Raw genomic sequence first — 2,686 nt, 5'->3', positions numbered from 1 at the left:
GTATATTCGAATATATTGAAATGTTCTATAATCGAATTAGAAGGCATTCAGCTCTGGGATATAAATCTCCGGTATCATTTGAACTGGAGGATATAGCAGCCTAACTAAACTTTGTGTCCGTTGAAGCAGGGGAACTTCAATTCCCTCTTTACTGAGCCTAACGCCCCGTTTGAGCGGCGAGCGTAGGCAGCGCGAAGCGCCGACGTAACGAGTCCGTCTCGAACCGGTTGTTAGGGCTCATTGAGGTAAGCTGAGAAAAACGGACACCAAAGTTGAGTAAAATAACTTAATGGAGGTGTGGGAATGGCAAAGCAAAGGATACCGAACGGGAAGTACACAAAAGAGTTCAGAGAAGAAGCTGTAAAGTTGATAACAGAAGGCGGATTGAGCATACCTGAGGTTGGGCGCAGATTATCATTAGCATCATCGACAATAGGATACTGGGTAAAAGCGCAGAAAACCGGGAAGCTGTCAGAAGTGGGCAAAACGCACCGGCCATTGACAGAAGTAGAGATGGAAAACAGGCGGCTCAAGAGAGAATTGGCCCAATCAAGGATGGAATGTGACATATTAAAAAAAGCGGCCGCGTATTTTGCGAAGGAGTCGCTGCCCGATACGCGATGATCAAAGAGATGCGACTTCGATATTCAGTACCTGGATTAAGCCGTATGCTTGGTGTATCAGCAAGTGGATTTTATGGATGGCTGGACAGACCGCTGTCAAAGCGGGCACAAGAGGATACGAGGCTGGAAGTAGAGATACAGGCAGCCTCGTAAACGAACCAGGCAGACATGCGGTACTGTGCGATTACAGCAGGATATGGCAGAACATGGAGTTGAGGCTGGAGTCTGCCGGATAAGGCGTATAAGGAAGAAACTCGGCATGCGATGCATACAGAAAAAGAAATTCAAGGCAACGACTGACTCAAACCATACATTGCCGGTGGCAGATAACCTTCTGAAGCAGCAATTCAAAGCGACCATGCCTAATCAGATTTGGGTAACTGACATTACCTATATACAAACAGATGAAAGCTGGCTGTATCTTGCAGGGCACAAGGATCTTTTCACCGGAGAGATTGTAGGATATGCAATGGGGACGCGCATGACAAAGAATCTGGTCAGCCAGTCTTTACTGAAGTCAGTGGCAGCAAAACGGCCTGCAAAGGGACTGATCCATCACTCAGATCGGGGGAGCCAGTATTGTTCATATGAGTACAGGGATATGCTTGAAGGTTTTGGCATGAAGGCATCAATGAGCAGAAAAGGGAACTGTTATGACAATGCGCCGATGGAGAGTTTTTGGGGAACGCTGAAACAGGAGCTTGTTCACCATAGAAGATATGCCAGCAGGCAAGAGGCGATTCAGGAGATTAGAGAATACATAGAAGTTTTTTACAATCGGCAGAGAAAACAGAAACGGCTGGGGTATCTATCCCCTGCTGTATATGCAAAACGGTATTATGAAAAGAGGCTCGCGGCATGAATCATTTGGTGTCTGTTATTGACAGCAGACCTCATCCATATAGGTGCCGACTTGTTCGTTTACGAAATCGATGTATTCGCGGACTACATCGTCGTAACACTCACTCACCGTCCTGCTCCTGATGTTTCAACAATTCGCTTCCTCGAGTCTTATATTGTCATGGCTAATAGCCCGTTTCATCAATGGCCTCTTGTTCCTTTTCCTTAATCCTTTTTATATCGTTGTTTGCATTCTCAATATATTCGTCGATGCAGCTCAAATATTGCCTTAGTTGAGAATTGTAAAGGTCGACCTGAGAATTGTAGGAGTCGACTTCCCACTGACTGTTGAATGAATATGGATTGAAGGGTTTGGTTGGTTTGATGCAGTCGTGGGAGGGATAGCCGCCAAAGCCAAGGTTACTTCCCCCAAAAACCACGGCGTATGCGCTCAGTGGAAAAAGCATAACCAGCAAGATTGATAGAATTAGTTTATTCATTTTCTGTAGCCCTAACCAGTTATTATGTAGTTAGAGAACATTAGCACAAAGCCATGATTCCGTCAATAACTTTTTTGAGGGCTATTTGATAGCTGAAATTATATTTTTCAACTGACTAATATTCCAGGAACGATTCCGGATCTGCCTACCGGACAGGCAGGCAAGCCAGAATGACAGACGTAATGAATATAGGACGTCCGCCTAACTGGTTTATTAAAAAATATTTTACTTAAAACGGTAACAAAGCAACCGCATAACAGTTCTTTTCTCTTGATTTGATGACGTGTTATACTGCTCTAAGCCCGTTAATTTATCTACATTAAGACACCTTTAAATCAGACAGACAATATTATGGAAACCATTTCAGCACAATGCGGGATGAGCTTCAGCCGGAAGGATGGCGATACTCTGCTTGTTCATATCGCAGGAGATTGCAGGATTGGGAAGGCGCTGCCGTCTGCTGATGAGGTTCAGAAGCAGGTTGAGGCAGGTTCAGGGATCAAGAAGATAATCTTTGAATCAGAAGGCGTAACAGACTGGGACAGCGGGCTGCTTACTTTCATTATTAAGATACTTGACCGATGCTCAAAGAATAATATCAATGTCGATATAAACGGACTGCCTCAGGGGGTTCAGAGGCTGCTTGACCTCGCGTCTGCCGTTCCTGAGAAGAAGGGCGCGCGGAGAGAGGCTGTTGAGTCTTCTTTTCTTTCTCAAATGGGC

The 2,686-nt window shown here is 45.1% G+C and carries 3 protein-coding genes and 1 pseudogene; 3 read left to right on the top strand and 1 reads right to left on the bottom strand.

The window, feature by feature from the left end:
- Positions 1-104 (top strand): IS3 family transposase (locus HY807_09275; GenBank protein MBI4826592.1); only part of this gene is annotated, 104 nt, incomplete at its 5' end.
- 199 nt (positions 105-303) lie between these two features.
- Positions 304-1,485: pseudogene (locus tag HY807_09270) on the top strand (IS3 family transposase).
- 163 nt (positions 1,486-1,648) lie between these two features.
- On the opposite strand, the gene HY807_09265 reads toward HY807_09270, so the two are convergent.
- Complete coding sequence (locus HY807_09265; GenBank protein ID MBI4826591.1) at positions 1,649-1,963, bottom strand: hypothetical protein; 315 nt, start codon at positions 1,961-1,963, stop codon at positions 1,649-1,651.
- A gap of 351 nt (positions 1,964-2,314) precedes the next feature.
- Between HY807_09265 and HY807_09260 the strand changes: the two genes are divergently transcribed.
- Positions 2,315-2,686 (top strand): hypothetical protein (locus tag HY807_09260; GenBank protein MBI4826590.1); only part of this gene is annotated, 372 nt, incomplete at its 3' end.

This window comes from Nitrospirota bacterium (assembly GCA_016207885.1).
Classification (GTDB): Bacteria; Nitrospirota; Thermodesulfovibrionia; order UBA6902; family UBA6902; genus JACQZG01.
This window is presented reverse-complemented; position numbering and strand designations above follow the sequence as displayed.